This window comes from Methanosarcina barkeri 3 (assembly GCF_000970305.1).
Classification (GTDB): domain Archaea; phylum Halobacteriota; class Methanosarcinia; order Methanosarcinales; family Methanosarcinaceae; genus Methanosarcina; species Methanosarcina barkeri_A.
Window position 1 is genome coordinate 3,246,584 of record NZ_CP009517.1, and the last position, 14,694, is coordinate 3,261,277.

12 protein-coding genes, 1 tRNA gene and 1 pseudogene are annotated in these 14,694 nt (G+C 38.8%); 3 read left to right on the forward strand and 11 right to left on the reverse strand.

Features of this window, described 5'->3' with window-relative positions; genetic code table 11:
• The first annotated feature begins 831 nt into the window (after positions 1 to 831).
• Complete coding sequence (locus tag MSBR3_RS13195) at positions 832 to 1,239, forward strand: Ig-like domain-containing protein (RefSeq protein ID WP_048108705.1); 408 nt, start codon at positions 832 to 834, stop codon at positions 1,237 to 1,239.
• A gap of 357 nt (positions 1,240 to 1,596) precedes the next feature.
• On the opposite strand, the gene MSBR3_RS13200 is transcribed toward MSBR3_RS13195, so the two are convergent.
• A complete protein-coding gene (locus tag MSBR3_RS13200) occupies positions 1,597 to 2,403 on the reverse strand; it encodes a DUF166 domain-containing protein (protein WP_048108706.1) in 807 nt (268 codons plus the stop codon).
• Between the two features lie 293 nt (positions 2,404 to 2,696).
• Between MSBR3_RS13200 and MSBR3_RS20410 the strand changes: the two genes are divergently transcribed.
• Entirely contained in the window at positions 2,697 to 2,984 is a 288-nt protein-coding gene (locus MSBR3_RS20410; RefSeq protein ID WP_048108708.1) for a hypothetical protein, read from the forward strand.
• Here the strand turns inward: MSBR3_RS20410 and MSBR3_RS19535 are convergent.
• On the reverse strand, positions 2,907 to 3,293 hold the full coding sequence (locus MSBR3_RS19535; RefSeq protein WP_080942305.1) for a 4Fe-4S binding protein: 387 nt from the start codon (positions 3,291 to 3,293) through the stop codon (positions 2,907 to 2,909). The two genes, MSBR3_RS20410 and MSBR3_RS19535, sit on opposite strands and share 78 nt — an antisense overlap.
• Positions 3,294 to 3,295: 2 nt before the next feature.
• Complete coding sequence (locus tag MSBR3_RS13210) at positions 3,296 to 4,798, reverse strand: L-aspartate semialdehyde sulfurtransferase (RefSeq protein ID WP_048108710.1); 1,503 nt, start codon at positions 4,796 to 4,798, stop codon at positions 3,296 to 3,298.
• 340 nt (positions 4,799 to 5,138) lie between these two features.
• Between MSBR3_RS13210 and MSBR3_RS13215 the strand changes: the two genes are divergently transcribed.
• Complete coding sequence (locus MSBR3_RS13215; RefSeq protein ID WP_048108712.1) at positions 5,139 to 5,582, forward strand: FAD synthase family protein; 444 nt, start codon at positions 5,139 to 5,141, stop codon at positions 5,580 to 5,582.
• Positions 5,583 to 5,667: 85 nt separating this feature from the next.
• Here the strand turns inward: MSBR3_RS13215 and MSBR3_RS13220 are convergent, their stop codons facing one another.
• The 8 genes and pseudogenes from MSBR3_RS13220 to MSBR3_RS13255 all read right to left on the reverse strand — a co-directional run bounded on the left by MSBR3_RS13220 (position 5,668) and on the right by MSBR3_RS13255 (position 13,887).
• Positions 5,668 to 6,810, reverse strand: coding sequence for a pyridoxal phosphate-dependent aminotransferase (locus MSBR3_RS13220; RefSeq protein WP_048108714.1), 1,143 nt, complete (start codon positions 6,808 to 6,810; stop codon positions 5,668 to 5,670).
• A 51-nt stretch (positions 6,811 to 6,861) separates the two neighbouring features.
• Positions 6,862 to 7,266, reverse strand: a complete 405-nt coding sequence (ribH, locus tag MSBR3_RS13225) for a 6,7-dimethyl-8-ribityllumazine synthase (protein ID WP_048108716.1) — start codon at positions 7,264 to 7,266, stop codon at positions 6,862 to 6,864.
• A 39-nt stretch (positions 7,267 to 7,305) separates the two neighbouring features.
• A complete protein-coding gene (ribC, locus tag MSBR3_RS13230; protein WP_048110518.1) occupies positions 7,306 to 7,770 on the reverse strand; it encodes a riboflavin synthase in 465 nt (154 codons plus the stop codon).
• A gap of 121 nt (positions 7,771 to 7,891) precedes the next feature.
• Positions 7,892 to 8,104: pseudogene (locus tag MSBR3_RS13235) on the reverse strand (aminotransferase); the annotation flags it as partial.
• 452 nt (positions 8,105 to 8,556) lie between these two features.
• Positions 8,557 to 9,120 (reverse strand): CBS domain-containing protein, encoded by a 564-nt coding sequence (locus MSBR3_RS13240; RefSeq protein WP_048108720.1) that lies wholly within the window; start codon positions 9,118 to 9,120, stop codon positions 8,557 to 8,559.
• A 424-nt stretch (positions 9,121 to 9,544) separates the two neighbouring features.
• Positions 9,545 to 11,839, reverse strand: coding sequence for a CDC48 family AAA ATPase (locus MSBR3_RS13245; protein ID WP_048108721.1), 2,295 nt, complete (start codon positions 11,837 to 11,839; stop codon positions 9,545 to 9,547).
• Between the two features lie 520 nt (positions 11,840 to 12,359).
• A complete protein-coding gene (locus MSBR3_RS13250; RefSeq protein ID WP_230627482.1) occupies positions 12,360 to 12,536 on the reverse strand; it encodes a winged helix-turn-helix domain-containing protein in 177 nt (58 codons plus the stop codon).
• A 1,277-nt stretch (positions 12,537 to 13,813) separates the two neighbouring features.
• Positions 13,814 to 13,887 (reverse strand) — tRNA-Val (locus MSBR3_RS13255).
• Positions 13,888 to 14,694 lie beyond the last annotated feature (807 nt).

Sequence of the window (14,694 nt, forward strand, 5' to 3'; positions counted from 1 at the left end):
TTCACCTCTTAATTGAAACTGAAAACAAGATTTTCTATTTTATAATTGTTGCAGTACCTCATATATTAATAGATATGCCCTGATACATGAGTTTTCAAGCTATAGGTACATCTGAATGTAAACATTCATACATTTACCTCCAGTTCAACCTGAAGAAGATAAGAGACTTAAGAGGACTTTACGCCTTCTGGAAGTGAAATCAAGTACAAAGGCGTTATAATCAAATTATGCCTTAAGCAGTTAAAGTTTTATTCTATTGATTATTCAGTTCAACAGGCGAGCAGATAAACGAGTGAGCAGATAACGAAATGTAACCCTATAAGCATCATCTTGCAGCGAAGAAGTGTGGAATTTTGTGAGGGCGAATAAGTGAGGAGTTTTAGAATTGGGGAAAATTTCGGAGAGAAAAATGAAATCTTATGTACAAATAACAGGCTTTCTTTTAAAAAAATGGAACAAATCTGCCATTATAAAGTTATAAAAAACTCTAATATCCCGAATTTACGTAAAATAACTTCTAAATGTTAATATTTTTTTACATAAAGAGTTAATATAAGGCATTGTAAGGCATGAACTCGTCAAATGTCTTACATATTTATTCTTGGAGATGTCAAATCCAGTTATAGTTATTAAAAGTTTTATGGTTCTTCTATTTTTAGGATAAAGTTTTATCAAGTTTTAATTTTGTTTTTCTATTTTTATTTACACTTAAAAAAATAAGTATGTTTATATCCTAATATTTCCCAGTGAGTTTCGATTATGGGTGTTCTCAGATAAAATGAGACCCCCCCGAAAATAAAATGTAATAAGTAAAAACACGGAGGAACAGTAATGCGAAATATGTTTAAAGCAATCTCTATTTTCACATTAGTCTTTTTTGTCATGTCTATGACAGGAGCAGCCGCATGCAGTAGTAAAACAACAAATTCAATAAACGACACATACTCATTTCAACTTAAAAAATGTCCAAATACTGTTTATTGCTTCAATTATGATACTGTACTGAAGAATGACCAGGGATGCAACCTTAAAGTTACAAACACAGGGACTATCAAGACCAAACTGGGTGGTACAGTGACGATGAAGAGTAACGGCGCATTCTGCTACAAAGCATCATCGACATGTTGCTCTAAAAAATGTGGTACTTGCACTGACAGTTTCAAATACTGTATAAAAGGAAAGGATGGAAAAACCGATTGTGCAACTGTTACACTGAAACTCAAATGTCCCACCTGCTAAAGTACGCTTCAGGTACTTGCTCCAACAGGTGCATTTATTGTAACTAAACGCATTAAAGGGAAAAGAAAGTGTTAACCTTGGGGATTTAATCCCAATCCTTTAATGCTTTTAGCTTAATAATTACGGAATATATAAGTCCGTCAAAATTAACTGCATTTCAGTTCTAAAGTCTTTTTTCTAAAAGTTTACTTTCTGAGATTGTTAATATTAGGCTTCTATTAGGTTTCAAACTCAATTAGCTGAAGAACTATAGTTCACGTTTATAATATTTCTATCGGATTCAGGATAAGGAACTTCGGTTTTTTAGTCAGGACATATTTTTCAGAATATTTTTAAAAACTTCTCAGGGTATCACTTTCAAAAGCTGGAACTTGAGATGTCATCCACGCACACTGCAGACAATCGGGCTTTTTCCTTTTTTGCACATTCAATTCCGTCTTCAACAGCTTCCCTGATAATATACCCGGCTTTGTGAAGGATAGTGTCCCCGAGTTGAGGGTCTTTGTCCATGCTGGCAGTACAGGGATAGGAGTGATGAGCACCTGAGATGGTTTCCTTATATTCGGCAGTGTCAGTCCAGCCGAGTTTTTTTGCCACAAACCAGGTAGAGCCGCATGGAGCGTCCCTGAGAACACCTGCACCAGTAAACATCTTTCCGTCAGGGCTCATTTCAATTCTGAGCACAGGCTTTCCGAAACCAAGGTCAACAAATGCATCTATAACGGGCTTTCCGGTTTTCTCAAGAGCACAAAAAGGCTTTGGACCTTCAAACTCAACTCCAATAGCTTCAAGCTCTTTTTTAAGCTGTTCAAGTATTCCGGCAGGGGTTTTCTTAGAGTCTTCAGCAGGTGCGATTACGGCTTTGGCCTTCGTTTTCTTCACAACATCCGGAAGGGCTGTAAGAAGGTCTGGGTGAATGCCAATAGCAAGTATAAGGTCGCACTCCGGAAGTTTTGGAGGCATGTACTGCTCGGGCTCTTCTATAAACGAGGGCAGGTCTTGAGGAAATTCATGAATTCCTACGATCAAGTTCGCATATGACTTTCTGGCCTGCCTGCAATGGTTGCAGAGTTCTCCGCAGGACACGCAGAAATTTCCAGGATTAATCAGGTTCTGAATAACTTTTTTACCAAGTTCGCCTGAATAGAGTACGAGGATCTTCATAACATACCCCCTATTTAATGACTGTAAGAATTGTTGTCATCATCTTTCTCTTTCGTTGTAGATAAAAGTTCGAATGACTTTTCCCCAAGAATATAAAAAAGAGGGAAAAGATTAGCGAAGAGACCTTTGAGAAAGTGTTTGAGAAACTGCTAATGTTCAGTTCTGATGCCTTCTCATTTAATGTCTATCCGATTTTCTATCAGATAAATTGTAATTATTTGTTTCAATGTATAAATAACGGGAGTTTCAAAGTAGAAATCAGTATCCACATCTAAACCTGGATATACAGTTAAGTGGAACAAAAAGCACTGAAGACAGGAAATAAAGAACTAAAAATAAAGGAAAAATTGAGGAAAAGAGGGAAGAAAAAGAGGGAAAAATTAGGAAAAAAGAAAAAGAAAAGAGAAAAAGAAGTAAAAAAAGGGGAAAAGGGAACTAAAAAAGGAAGGAAAAATAAACAGATTATTGTCAAGGAAATAGTTGTAATTAGGTATACCCTTTCTTCACTCTCCCAGTTTCAAAGCTCCATGCGGACACATCTTAATGCACACACCGCATTGGATGCATTTCTTTTCATCTAACTGAACACTCCAGGAGTTGTCAAAAGAATACACATTCATAGGGCAGACTGAAATACAGGCTCCACAATTGATACATTCTTCCTCGTCCCTGTGAATAGGCTGGTCTAGAATGGAAACTATAGCTCCTCTCGATTCCAGAGCATTTTTGATTTTATCGAACCTGAGATCGCTCACGTCCGCTATCAGTTCCCCATAGGTTGAATCGATATTTGCAACCATTATATTAATCAGGATACCTGTTTCGACTATTGACTCGGAAATGATAGGGTTATGGATTCTGTCGGTAGGAATGGTAATCTTGATTTTCACGTTCAGTACCTCCTTGCAAGAAGTTTGCTGATATTGTCACTTGTTATTATTCCGAGAACCTGTCTCTGAGCGTCAATTACTGGCATTGCAGATACACCATAACGATCCAGCCGCCTTGCTGCAAGGTCCACGGGCTCGTTCGGAGCACAGGTCAGAACCTTTTTCGTCATAACGCTCTCTACCGAATCAAAGCAGTTTTCTGCAACGGCTTTCGAGATATCCCAGGCGGTTAGGATCCCAACTAGTTCGCCAGTATCCGAAGTCACAGCCAGATGATTGAAAGAATTTTCCCAGATTTTCTTTGCAGCGTCCTGGACAGTTTGATCTCTTTTGATTGTCACAATAAAACTTGACATCACATCTTTTACCAGAGGTACGGCCTGGGTCTCTTTCATGGGTTTGGCAAACCCCTCAGCATACAATCTTTCCACAGGCATGCTGACAAAGAATTTCCCATGCTTAACCCATTCCTTTAATTCATTTGCGATCTTTCTCGCGTTCTTGAAACTGGAGAGGGAAGAAGTGGGCACATCTTTTCCGTTAATCTGTACCGAGCCTGACCTCAGTTCAGCATAATTTATCTTTCTAATAACAGGCTTGTCCCGGCTTCCCACAGCATAATCCTGAATCGTGGTTACAATATCCTCATCACGGACTGCAGTTGCGGCAGCAAGTTTTTCGTTAAGGATAGGGATAGGGATTCCGATTCCCATGTAAAGAGTAGCTCCGTACCCGGTAAAGGAAGCAGCTCTCAAGTAGTCAGGGTTCATCTCCTTCAGGTTACCTTTAAGCATGAGAGTTCCAAAACCGGAGGACGGAGAATGCTGAGTTCCGTTTCCTATAACATAACCCTGGGTTCCTCCCATAAAGATCCTTGTTCCCATGCCTATAGTTTCATAATTCGGGTCGTTTGAGAGAGGAGAGAGTACACCTGCCCCGGAATAAGTCACATTTCCAAAACTAGGCAAAAGTTCACCCATATAAGTGTTCAGGATCCTTTTGGAACTATTAGTTGCTGCTGCATATTTCTGGTAAGCGTTTCTAGGGTTAAGAAGAATAGCTTCATTAAGGTCTTCAAGAGTAATTATCGTATCAAGTACTTTCCTCGGATAACAGTCTGTCCCATATGAAGTGGCATGAACATCGATTTCTTTACCTCTCAAGAGGTCTTCAATAACATGAGCTCCACCATACTGGATTCCCCGTGTATCTGAAATCTGGGCAGCCCCCAGGTAAGCGTCTACAGCTGCCAGTCCGCTATATGCTTCTACATTGTTGAACCAGATCTTTTGGATTTTTATGGGAGGTTCGGAATGCCCCAGGTTAAGCATTAAGCCGGATGAACACATAGCTCCGAATGTGCCTGTAGTAACTACATCTACCTCTTTAGCAGCTTCTTCCGCGCCAAATTCCTCAACAATTGTGACCATTTCTTCAGCTGTCACTACATTGACGCTTCCATCTTCAATTTTCCTATTAATCTCATGAACCGATTTTTTAACCATTGGGGGTCTCCTCTTTTTGCAGAATTATATGGATTGTAATATTTATTATAAATATATATTACTTGTGATAATGTTAACGGTAATAGCCCTGTCCGAAGACGCAAAAAGCTATGCTTGAACTTGATTTGTTTTCAGATTATCAGATTTATGCCCTTAGTCCAATAAATAATATTCATAATTATGGGCTATATATATTACTTGCGATAATTGGAAAACTCTCTTAATACTGAGTCGAACTATGAGTAGATTATAACAGTTCATGCGGTATACAGTTTGAACAATACGAGTTCTTTTCAGGTTCCAGGCAAGTCAATTTCAGTAAGTTTCTTATGCTTACAGGATATACCCGAGGCAAGGTGATCTGTTGACACGTATACTTGCTACCGGGACTTTTGACCTTCTCCACCCCGGACATATTTATTTTCTGGCCCAGGCCAGAACTCTGGGAGATGAACTTTTCGTTATTGTTGCGAGAGATTCAAATGTAACTCACAAGCCAAAACCAATTGTGCCCGAGGAGCAACGGCTGGAGATGGTAAGTGCACTCGGGATAGTCGATAAGGCGCTTCTTGGTAGCGAAAAAGATATGTTTGAACCTCTGAAGCAAATCAGGCCAGATATAATTGCCCTGGGTTACGACCAGCGTTTTGACGCCGAAATTCTGGAAAAAGAACTTGGCAAAAGAGGGCTTCCTGCAAATGTGGTAAGAATTCCACTTTCGAAACAATGCCCACTTTGCAGCACAGGTGCAATCATAAAAGAGGTACTTAAACGGTATGGGTAAATCTGCCCATACCATTTCATATTCGATTGATACCTGTTATTCTTTGTTTATACCTCTTTTCAGAAAGATAATTTACTGGATTTATTCAGGAAAATACTTTTTCAAGTCTCTCAAGAGCTTCCCTGATTCGGTCAATAGATGTTGCATAGGAAATCCTGACAAAGTCCTCGCCAGACGAACCAAAAGCAATTCCAGGCGTAACTGCCACCTGAGCTTCTTTCAGCAGTTGTTCTGCCACCTGAGTCCCGTTTCCATACTCACTGACATTAGCAAAAGCATAGAAAGCTCCATCGGGCTTTTTACATTCAAGCCCCATTTTGTTCAGGCCGTCAATAAGGACATCACGGCGCACTTTGAAACGGTCAACCATTGCTTTAACGCTGTCCTGAGGACCCTGAAGGGCTTCAAGCCCACCATACTGAACAAATGTAGTCGCACTGCTCACGGAATGAGACTGAATTTTAAGTAGAAGTTTGAGAATCTCAGGAGGAGCAGTCAGGTAGCCGAGTCTCCAGCCCGTCATGGCATATGCCTTGGAAAAACCGTTTACTGTGACAGTTCTCTCCTGCATCCCATCAAAGCTGCCAATGCTGATATGCTCTCTGTCATAGATAATTTTCTCATAAATCTCATCTGAGACCACTATGAGGTCATGGTCAATTGCAAGATCTGCAATACATTGCAAAGTCTTTTTCCCGAATACTCCACCTGTCGGATTTCCCGGACTATTTACAACAATGAGCTTGGTTTTATCAGTGATGTACTCTTCAAAATTGTCAGGAATAAAACCTTTTTCAGGGACTGTCGGAACCCAGACAGTTTCCGCGCCTGCAAAACGTATGCATGCATCATAAGTTACCCATGCAGGGTTAAACAGGAGAGCCTGGTCCCCATCATCGAGAACGCCCATCATTACCTCAAAAATTCCCTGTTTTGCTCCTGGGGTGACAAGAACACCTGTCTCAGTTACATCGAGGTTGTTTTCCGTCCTCAATTTTTCGGCAATGGCTGCTCTTAGTTCAGGGATACCTCCAGAAGGAGCATAGTGAGTTTTTCCCTCATACATAGCCTTTGCCGCAGCATCGCAGATATTCTTAGGGGTATTGAAATCAGGTTCACCAAGGCTGAAATTGATTACGTCTGTACCCTCTTTAATCATTCTTGTCGCAATATTGGAGATCCTTATCGTTGCGGATTCTTCTACACGCTTGAGCCTTGCGGATGACATAGGGATGGTCCTGGTATATAAATTCGCTAGTTTATTCAGATATTATAAAATTCACAGCCGCCGTACCAATTTTACTGCGGCTTCAACGGCTCGCTTTGCATAGTCCACACGTTCATGAGCAGCCATGCGAGTCATACCTGGGCCTGGAATTCCGAGAGTTACAGGCTTATTGAACTCAAGAGAAAGATCCATGATCTTCCTTGCAGCATGCTGCATAACCACCTGGTCATGGTCAGTCTCACCTTCGATTACAGATCCTATAGTAACCACGGCATCGATGTCATCCCTCTGGCAAAGCTTCTTAATCGCAAGGGGCATATCAAAGACCCCTGGGACAAGAATTGTCTCTTTAACTGTTGCCCCCAGGAATTCCGCGTGTTCTCTTCCAAGCAGTTCCATCTGATAGGTCAGATCCCTGTTAAATTCAGCTACAACAAATCCTAGGCTGATAGTCATCTGATAAGGTCTCCAGTCTTGTTTTTTACATAAATTAATTCACGATCTTAATGAGCCTGCGTCCTCAAAGCCTTGCCTTTGACCGGTACCGGCTTCTCGAATTAGCTTTTCAGGCTTGAAGAGCAACTTTATTACGTTTAAAGCATGCTCCCGGGTCCTTCTGTCCATTAGGAAAGCAAGTTCTTTCTCATCCTTTCCTTCATTTTCATGGACAAAGACTTCGATAATATGAGTATTGGTCATGAGCTGTGCCATAATAATGCCCTGAGAAGCTTCATGAGCACAGATTTTGTCCTGTTCCTTAGCTCCAGGCATGCCAAGAGCCATAACGATATCGCACCCTTCTTCTTCAATAAGTTTTTTGGCTGCGACAGGAAGGTCCTTTATCCCTGGCACGGTAACTCTTTTGATTTTTACAGATACGTTTTTTTGTATCTCGTCAATTGCCGCACGCCCCATATCATAACGTGCGAATGTGGTATCTGCAATTCCTATTGTGGGCATGTAAATCAGAATTTCGGTTAAAATCTTTTCAGGGCTTTCATGAAAAGATCCGATAGATATTGTTCTACCTGTGTCTAAATCTATAACTTTATCTTTTTCAGGCTCTATCAAGGACCCTGGTTGCAGCTTCCATTCCTGCAGTTCCCGAACCACTTAGCACGAAGAGATCATTCTTTGCCTGGAAAACGCTTGAAAGAATTTCCCTGCAATCGGTATAGATTCCGGCAAATTCCGCACTTCGGTGGTTGATCATCGGTTTTGACATGGCTCTAAGGACTCTGGGTGTAACAGCTACGGGACCAGGCATCATAAGAAGGGTATCTTCCAGATCCATATATCTTATACTCCACATTTTTAAAGTTTGACATTAATTCAATTTTATTTTTTTGATTTAATTAATTTATTTAAATTTAATTTATTTTTATATTCTATCTGTAAAATGATTTTAGTACTTCCATTTTTATTTATTTATTTATTTATTTATTTATTTAGTTAGTTAGTTAGTTAGATTTTTGTGCTTCTGTTTAGTGTTTTACACTAATTCTGCAGTATGAAAGTACTGCACATCTGAAATAATTCAGAGTAATATCATTGTGATACGGCATGTTCGAAAGCCCGGCAGTACCTTATTCAGAGAGTTTGCCACAGGACTTATTAGTTAATTTACGTTGGACGGTTAAACATTAGTCCGATTTAGAGATCAGGTTTAATTGAATTCTAGTATATAATTGATGTGCTTTTCATGCTCTATTAGATATACCGTTCAACAAAGAGAACGGATTTTGGTTATTGGCCCTGTAGAAGCGTCATTACATCATGTTTTGTCACGACGCCGATAACTGCTCCTTTTTCTACTACCAGTACGGCAGGATTTCCTTCCAGCATATGCGACACAACTGAGATAGAAATGCCTGGAGACACTGTTGGGAAAGCCTCTCCCATTATCTCAGAAACTTTCAACTGGGAAATTGATTTTTTCTTATTTTCGGCCATCAATTTCACTATCATATCTTCGGAAACACTTCCAACCGGAATGCCCTTATCAAGTACGGGAACCTGTGAGAAACCATGCTTCTGCATCAAGTTTACTACTTCTTCCACAGAATCGCCTGGAGAAACATGAATTACAGGGGAATGCATCAGATCTATTATAATAATCTGCTGTTCCTTCTCAACTTCCTCAAAAGCGTCAAGGATTTTCCTGACAGTTGAAAGCCTGGGATCTACATCTCCCGATTCTATACGAGCTATAAGGGGCTGACTTACTCCTGCCCTTTTAGCCAGATCGCTCTGGGTAAGCCCGAGTTCATTTCTTCTTTTTTTAAGACCTTCGGGTGTTGGAAGCTGCATGTATATTACTGATAGTAATTATTATATATAATATCATTGGTTAACATAATTTGTGAAGTTTAAATATAGACAATATTAAACTGAGAGAATTATTCTCAAAAAAACCCTTTACATAACTGGGTAAAAAGGAGAAATTAAAAAAATACTTGATTTTGAAGATCAGTTAACACAGACACATTGATTAAAAATTATTAGCATGTAAGGAAAAAGAAGATAGTAGAAGTTAGCAAAATAGCGATTCAACAAATCAATAGGAGAATAAGAGTTAATAAATATACAGGGTAAAAAATTTATAAATTAGTGGAAAATCAGAAGTTAGTAAAAGAACGGAAAGTCGGAAGTCGGCAAATAAAAACAAAACCAGAATTGGTAGAAGAACAGGAAAAATGAAAATAAGGTAAAACTTCATTCTTAGTGTTTTTACTCAAATGTAAGAGAGATTCTCAATCTCCTTAGATTTCCTTGTTCGGAGTTCGCCTTTTATAGCTTCGTAATATTTCATTGTGTCCGATGTCACTGAAGGACTGGTTTCTGTTGCTGCTTTAAGGAAGTGTTTCTGCTTCACCTCTTTAGCGTGAAGGTCTTCACGTAAAGCAAGCCTTCCTGCCTTTTTACACACGGCTGCAATATCTGCACCTGTATACTGATTGGTCATAGAAACAAGCTTTTCGAGATCAACATCCTCAGAAAGTGTCATTTTTTCAGTGTGGACCTTAAAGATCTCCATGCGAGCTCCCTCATCAGGAACCGGAACAAGGATCAGTTCATCAAAGCGCCCTGGTCGAATAAGTGCAGGGTCAATGACGTCAGGACGATTCGTTGCGCCAATTACTACTACAGCCCTAAGCTCTTCAAGCCCGTCCATTTCGGAGAGAAGCTGATTAAGGATTCTTGCCGTAACCTGTGGCTCACCTGCATAGGCTCCGCGAACGGGTGCAAGCGAGTCAAGTTCGTCAAGAAAAATAATTGAAGGAGCTACCTGCCTTGCCCGTGTAAAGACCTCAGAAATCCTTTTTTCGGATTCTCCGTACCATTTGGAAAGCAGATCACTTCCCTTGGCTGCAATAAAATTAGCATCAGATTCGTGGGCTATTGCTTTTGCAAGCAGAGTCTTTCCCGTACCCGGGGGGCCGTATAGAAGGACTCCTTTGGGAGCCTCAACCCCGATATCCCTGTAAGATTCCGGACTCTTAAGAGGCCATTCCACTACCTCTTTAAGGAGCTTTTTTAATTCTTCCAGGCCACCGATGTCGTCCCAGCTGACAGCTGGCACTTCAATCAGGATTTCCCTTATTGCTGAAGGCCGGACATCTTTGAGAGCATTTTCAAAATCCTCTCTTGTTACCTGAAGAGAGTCCAGAATTTCAACCGGAATTTCAGGTTCATTGAGATCGATTTTAGGCAAAACCCACCGTAGTGCACTCATAGCTGCCTCCCTGCACAGAGCAGCAATATCAGCTCCCACGAACCCATACGTGATTTGAGCAAAATCCATGAGATTTACGTCTTCGGCAAGAGGCATTCCCCTGGTATGGATCTGGAAAATTTCTAACCTTCCATCAGTGTCAGGGACTCTAAGTTCAATTTCTCGGTCAAACCTGCCAGGGCGACGGAGCGCTATATCCAGGGCTTCAGGACGATTAGTTGACCCTATAACAATTACATTCTTGCGAACTTTAAGTCCGTCCATAAGGGAGAGAAGTTGAGCAACTACTCTCCTTTCGACCTCTCCTGTTACCTCAGCCCTTTTAGGGGCAATGGAGTCAATCTCATCCAGGAAGATAATTGCAGGGGCATTCTTTTCTGCGTTCTCGAAAATTTCCCTTATAGCCCTTTCGGATTCGCCGTAATATTTGGACATAATCTCAGGGCCATTGATAGAAATAAAGTAAGCATCGGATTCATTGGCAACTGCTTTTGCAAGCATTGTTTTTCCCGTTCCGGGCGGACCATGGAGCAATACCCCTTTTGGAGCATCGATTCCTAGCCTGTCAAAAAGCTCAGGATGCTTCAAAGGCAACTCTATCATTTCCCTGACTTTCCCGATGGCTTCTTTCAGTCCACCCAGATCTTCGTACATAACAGTAGAAATATTATGTTCAGGAGTTACTTCGATTGCTTCAGGCAAAAGCTCAACTTGAGTAAAGTCTGTAATTTTTACTATCCCAGATGGAAAAGTAGAAACTACCTGCAATTTTATTTCTCCAAGCCCGAAAGATGGCACGAAGCCCTCACCGAAAAAGTCCTGGAAGAAATCTTCGAACATAACTTCTTTGCCAAAAGTCTCCGTTTCCTTCAATTTCCTTAAACTTGTAGTGGAAATAAAATCACCCTTTGAAACCGTACGGTTCATAAATATAGCTTTAAGGGTTTCACTCGGCGCATAGATCTGCATGCCCTTAGCTACAGGTGCAAGAGTTACACTCTTTGCTTCTTTCCACTCAGCTTTACGAATATTTACATGTTCTCCGATACTGGTTTTTGCATTAGTGCGGATAAGTCCATCCATACGTATAATCTCAAGTCCCGAATCACTTGGGTATAGGCGTCCTATGAGGGCTGAAGTCGATTTTCCCCCTCTTATTTCCACAACATCAAAGGGATTGAGGTCCAGCCTTTCCCTGAAATTTTCACCTATTCGGACAATGCCTTTTCCAACATCCCGTTGATCGGATTCTGCAACTTTTAATTTTATCGTTGTCTTTTCCGTATCCGTCAAAATAATACCCCCATCTCAGTAAAAGTGTTCGGAAATTCTTGAAAAACGAAAACATAGCTGTCAGGCTTATAAACCCCATTCACTTGCCTTGTTTGTATTCTCAGAAAGTCTTTTAAGTTTATATAAATTAGATTTTTCTTGAATATCTCCTCACTTTCAACATCAGACTCTTTAAAATGACTGTTAATATGTCAACAGACGCTTGAGTACTCCGCAACTATGTGATTTTTAGTATAAAGTTCAAAAATACCTTCATCTTCATAGTATATATGTTTCCAACCTGATTTTATATATACGATCTGGCATTATAATTTCGTAATATTAGTACTGAACGACTATTCAGGCTCTAGATCATCTACTGATCTTTGGACTGAGTTCCATACAAGAGCAATTTAAAGATGGATACAGAAAAAGTCGATTTCAAGGATATTTCAAGTATAATTTTAGGATAGTAGACTGGAAAATCGAAAATAGGAAAGAATGGGAAAATTTAATAAAAGGTGAAAAAAGATAAAACCGCTTAGAGCTTGAGTTCCTTAGCCATTTCCTGAAAGACTTTTCCTTTGTCAGTAGTGATAAAAAGTCCATTTTCGTGTCTGATGAGCTCTTTTTCTTTTAACATTTCAAGGTATTTCTGGGCAATATTAAAGTTTAAATTAACTTCGTATACAATATGAGTTTTCTTTGCTCCGTTCATTGCTACTCTTAAAATATCTACTGCAATATCAGTCCTGCTCCTTCTCTTAATACTGACTCCTCCCCCACGATAGATATAAAATAATCTTTGTAAGTAGTACGCTTTAAAAATATTAAAGCATATCTTTTTGTAGGTAACAAAGATTCTAAATCTTTATCGTTCTCCTTTCTATATAACAATTTCAGTACTATATATAATGCCAAGTTATAAAGAAAAAAGATTTAAACTGACGAGTTCCCTTTTATGGCTAGAGAAAAAGGAGAATTGCAAAAAAAATCGGCAACTGCTCCTGGTTAGTTATTTCAAATAAAATTTGAGTCAAAAAGGATATATGCTAGGCACTCAACCCATAGAAAACAAAACTGAGAAGTTGCGTAAATAGGTACGCTAATATTCTTTAAAAAATTTAAACAACTAATGGATAATTTAGCTAAAGGATGGTTATCCTGAAAGTATAAGACATATAAAAGTTAATTTCATTATAAAGACATCAGGCAGGATAAGTGATGGAAAGAAATACTCTGCTGGTTTATAGCTTTCTCGTTTTTGTAATTATGGGTTTATTCGCTCATGGCATTTATAGGATCAAGTAGATTGGTGAGATGTGTCAAAGTACCTTTATGGTTGTGAGGTCAAAGTAGCAACAAGCCTCTCATGTAGAGAACTGAATCAAATGAGTGTTATGATATTTCCTATTCCAGTATCAAAGGAAGGAAAACTTGTTTTTCAACCTGTCCAACAAGGTATTTTTTAGTCAGAAACCGGCAAGAAAGTTTTAATTAGCCTGAAAAGGGCGACAAGAGATTTTATTTTAAAAACGCAATCGAAAATTGTGATAACATAGTGTTAAACGTTAACGTATACAACCGGAATTCCAGATACCATTACAGCAGAACTTGGTATTGTGCTCATAGTATCCATAACTGTTGAAGAAAGTTAAATATTCTACTTATTCCTTTGGAACTAAGTCTTGTCCCTTTTTCTATATTTTACACAGTATTCTATTATAGTCTATATTCTATTATAGTCTACCGTGTAGTAACTATTCAAATGTCCTTCTGTTTTTATGACAATTGACATATCATAAAATTTGGTAAGGTGCCCAACACAAACTTCAATATGCATGTCATTTTCCCGACTAAAGGTATTAGATATTGGTTAGTGTACTATATCTGCACATATCAATAGAGATTGAAAATTAGAGGGTGGAAAAAGCTTAGACCATTAAAAAAAGCTTAATAAACTCTTAGAACAGAAAATAAAGAAAAGAAAGTGAATGGGCCCGCTGAGATTCGAACTCAGGATCCCCGCCGTGTAAAGGCGATGTCATGACCGACTAGACCACGAGCCCTTTTTGCCTACATTTATAAAATCGCTCTAAGAGCAAGACCAAAATGTCACTAGTTATATATATCTCTTTTGTTAGGAGAGAAAACCAGAGCCTATCTGAAAATCAGTTATTACATAAAATAAAACCCTATTTCATCAAATAAATTTTAAGTTTAATTAAATAAGACTACTATTACGTTATATAATAATATGGCTGTAATGGATGATATAAATGTGATCATAGTATCACTTTTGTTAATATAAGTTTCCTTTAGTTTATTTATTTTCATACATTCTTATATTGGATAATTCTAATATCTAATAAGACTATTTTCTTAAATTATATTTGTTAGCGAATATATAATTATTGTAAAGTATAAAATTTAGAATAGTATGTTATTAACCTCCTTGCTTACTCTTATTATACACAAAGATGACATAATTTTGAACCATTAGAAAAACTCAGCAAAAGATATTTATAGGGGATTGACATGAAGTAACTTGTGAGCGGGTCTTTCTTTTATATGATAACCCCAACACCCAACACCCCAATTCATACTCCCCAACCCGCTCATCTTATTCTCATCAAATAGAAAAATATATTTAGGGAATCAGTTGCAAAGATCTAAATTATATATTTCTATTGTACAGACTAGAAAAAAAATCTAGATTTCTGGCCATGAAAATAGTTCTGGAGACTCATTTAGAAAAAGTAACTTATTTAGTATAAAAAGATAAAGAAAAGTGGAGTTGAACAGGTTCGAGTCTTAACTTCACTCGATGGTATTATAGGCCTTTAATTCAGAACAAAATTTCTAGTTAGAAGAAA

Bases quoted from the DNA above. Each gene is read 5' to 3' on its own strand.
- MSBR3_RS13195 (WP_048108705.1), top strand. From the start codon at position 832: ATGCGAAATATGTTTAAAGCAATCTCTATTTTCACATTAGTCTTTTTT.
- MSBR3_RS13200 (WP_048108706.1), bottom strand. From the start codon at position 2,403: ATGAAGATCCTCGTACTCTATTCAGGCGAACTTGGTAAAAAAGTTATT.
- MSBR3_RS13210 (WP_048108710.1), bottom strand. From the start codon at position 4,798: ATGGTTAAAAAATCGGTTCATGAGATTAATAGGAAAATTGAAGATGGA.
- MSBR3_RS13220 (WP_048108714.1), bottom strand. From the start codon at position 6,810: ATGTCATCCGCAAGGCTCAAGCGTGTAGAAGAATCCGCAACGATAAGG.
- ribH (WP_048108716.1), bottom strand. From the start codon at position 7,266: ATGACTATCAGCCTAGGATTTGTTGTAGCTGAATTTAACAGGGATCTG.
- ribC (WP_048110518.1), bottom strand. From the start codon at position 7,770: ATGCCCACAATAGGAATTGCAGATACCACATTCGCACGTTATGATATG.
- MSBR3_RS13240 (WP_048108720.1), bottom strand. From the start codon at position 9,120: ATGCAGCTTCCAACACCCGAAGGTCTTAAAAAAAGAAGAAATGAACTC.
- MSBR3_RS13250 (WP_230627482.1), bottom strand. From the start codon at position 12,536: ATGAACGGAGCAAAGAAAACTCATATTGTATACGAAGTTAATTTAAAC.